The sequence below is a fragment of the Mycobacterium sp. 1165178.9 genome, assembly GCF_001673555.1.
In the GTDB taxonomy this organism is placed as follows: Bacteria; Actinomycetota; Actinomycetes; order Mycobacteriales; family Mycobacteriaceae; genus Mycobacterium.
Map to the genome: position 1 here is coordinate 1 of NZ_LZMB01000230.1, position 2571 is coordinate 2571.

Here is a 2571-nt window from a genome sequence, read left to right on the forward strand (position 1 = left end):
ACGCTGGCGATCACCCGGTCTTCGCTGTCGAACGGCAGGATTCCGGGGCCCGCAACCCGCCCCGACCGCCGCCGCCGCGGCGCCCGCCGCGGCGGCGGTCGTCACGCCACCCGAACCGTCGATCGCCGCGCGGTTGCAGGAGCTGAAGGATCTGCACGCCAGTGGGGCGCTGACCGACGACGAATACACGAGCCGGCGCGCGTCGATCATCTCCGAAATCTAGGAGCTCGCTCGGCGGCGCCGGGTGAATTAGAACACGTTTCAGTTGCGCTGCTAGCCTGGCTTGATCTATCGGCGGTCGAAGGGGTTAGACGTGGCTGGACAGGCCGGAGCACTGCAGGGACGGGTCGCATTCATCACCGGGGCCGCCCGCGGGCAGGGGCGCTCGCACGCGGTGCGGCTGGCCCGCGAGGGCGCCGATATCATCGCGCTGGACATCTGCGCGCCGGCGTCCGCCAGCGTGACGTACACGCCGGCCACCCGCGACGACCTCGACGAGACCGCCCGCCTGGTGGAGAACGAGGGGCGCAAGATCTTGAGGCGCGAGGTCGACGTACGCGACGACGCCGCGCTTCGGGATTTGGTCGCCGACGGGGTCGAGCAGTTCGGCCGGCTCGACGTCGTGGTGGCCAACGCCGGAGTCCTGAGCTGGGGCCGCATTTGGGAGCTCACCGACGAGCAGTGGGACACGGTCATCGGGGTCAACCTGACCGGCACCTGGCGCACGCTGCGCGCCACCGTCCCCGCGATGATCGAGGCGGGAAATGGCGGCTCCATCGTCGTGGTCAGCTCGTCGGCGGGGCTCAAGGCCACACCGGGCAACGGTCACTATTCGGCCAGCAAACACGGACTCACGGCGCTCACCAACACGCTCGCCATCGAGCTCGGCGAATTCGGCATCCGGGTCAACTCCATCCACCCATACTCGGTCGACACCCCGATGATCGAACCCGAGGCGATGATGGAGATTTTCGCCAAGCATCCCAGCTTCGTCCACAGCTTTCCGCCAATGCCGGTGCAGCCCAATGGATTCATGGCGGCCGATGAAGTGGCCGATGTGGTGGCGTGGCTTGCCTGCGACGGCTCTGGCACCCTCACCGGCACCCAGATCCCCGTGGATAAGGGTGCCCTAAAGTACTGAGCGGCCATCGTGCTAAGAACTCCACGTGAGTAGTGACGAAAGCGCCAACAACGGGATCGTGATCGTGGGTGGCGGATTGGCCGCCGCGCGCACCGCCGAGCAGCTGCGGAAGGCGGAGTATTCCGGGCCCATCACGATCGTCAGCGACGAGGTGCACCTGCCCTACGACCGCCCGCCGTTGTCCAAAGAGGTGCTGCGCAAGGAGGTCGACGACACCGCGCTCAAACCGCGCGAGTGGTACGACGAGAACGACATCACCCTGCGATTGGGGTCGGCCGCGAGGAGCCTGGACACCGCCGCCCAGACGGTGACTTTGGACGACGGGACGACGCTGGGCTACGCCGAACTGGTCATCGCCACGGGCCTGGTGCCGCGGCGCATTCCGGCGATCCCGGATCTCGAGGGCATCCGCGTGCTGCGGTCGGTCGACGAGAGCATGGCGCTGCGCGAGCACGCGTCCGCGGCGCAGCGCGCCGTGGTCATCGGCGCCGGCTTCATCGGCTGCGAGGTGGCGGCCAGCCTGCGCAGCCTTGGCGTGGACGTGGTGCTGGTGGAGCCGCAGCCGACGCCGCTGGCCGCGGTGCTCGGCGAGCAGATCGGGGAGCTGGTGGCGCGGCTGCACCGTGCCGAAGGTGTCGACGTCCGCCTCGGGGTCGGGGTGGCCGAGGTGCGCGGCGACTCACACGTCGAGGCGGTCGTGTTGAGCGACGGCACCGAACTGCCGGCCGACATCGTCGTGGTCGGCATCGGGTCGCGCCCGGCGACCGAATGGCTCGAAGGCAGCGGAGTCGAGGTCGGCAACGGCGTCATCTGCGACGAGGCCGGCCGCACAAGCGCGCCGAATGTGTGGGCGCTCGGTGACGTCGCATCGTGGCGTGACGCGACGGGACACCAAGGGCGTGTGGAACATTGGAGCAACGTCGCCGATCAGGCACGGGTCGTGGAGCCCGCGCTGCTGGGCCGGGACGTGCCCTCGGTGGTGGTCGTGCCGTACTTCTGGAGCGACCAATACGACGTCAAGATCCAGTGCCTTGGCGAGCCGGAAGCCGGCGACATCGTCCATATCGTCGAGGATGACGGCCGCAAGTTCCTGGCCTACTACGAACGCGACGGGGCGCTGGTCGGGGTGGTCGGCGGCGGCATGCCCGGCAAGGTCATGAAGGTCCGTGCCAAGATCGCCGCGGCCGTGCCGATCGCCGAAATGCTTGGCTGACAAGGTCTTTCGTCTGGCGCTAGCCGACGGCGGCCGCGTACCGGTCGCTGGGATCTAGCCTTGCCAGTCCACCGGCGGACCGTGCGGATGACACTCGCCCAGCACCTGCGGATCGCCCGCCGGCCAGACGCGCGCCCGCACCAGGAACTTGATCGGTGCACCCGGCCCGTCACGCGCGGGCTCCATCGTGAGGTGGGCGAACGGCGAGCGGGCATCG

General features: G+C 68.9%; 4 protein-coding genes. 3 read left to right on the forward strand and 1 reads right to left on the reverse strand.

The window, feature by feature from the left end; all coding sequences use genetic code 11:
* From A5652_RS28545 to A5652_RS10565, 3 genes are all read left to right on the forward strand, one after another.
* The coding region (locus A5652_RS28545; RefSeq protein ID WP_232001156.1) for an SHOCT domain-containing protein at positions 1-223 on the forward strand (223 nt) is incomplete at its 5' end.
* A gap of 90 nt (positions 224-313) precedes the next feature.
* Positions 314-1141 (forward strand): mycofactocin-coupled SDR family oxidoreductase, encoded by an 828-nt coding sequence (locus A5652_RS10560; RefSeq protein ID WP_067350276.1) that lies wholly within the window; start codon positions 314-316, stop codon positions 1139-1141.
* 25 nt (positions 1142-1166) lie between these two features.
* On the forward strand, positions 1167-2354 hold the full coding sequence (locus A5652_RS10565; RefSeq protein WP_067350280.1) for an NAD(P)/FAD-dependent oxidoreductase: 1188 nt from the start codon (positions 1167-1169) through the stop codon (positions 2352-2354).
* 54 nt (positions 2355-2408) lie between these two features.
* Here A5652_RS10565 and A5652_RS26630 read toward each other — a convergent pair.
* Positions 2409-2571, reverse strand: a 163-nt coding sequence (locus A5652_RS26630; RefSeq protein WP_156745264.1) for a DUF2332 family protein, incomplete at its 5' end; no start/stop codon positions are given.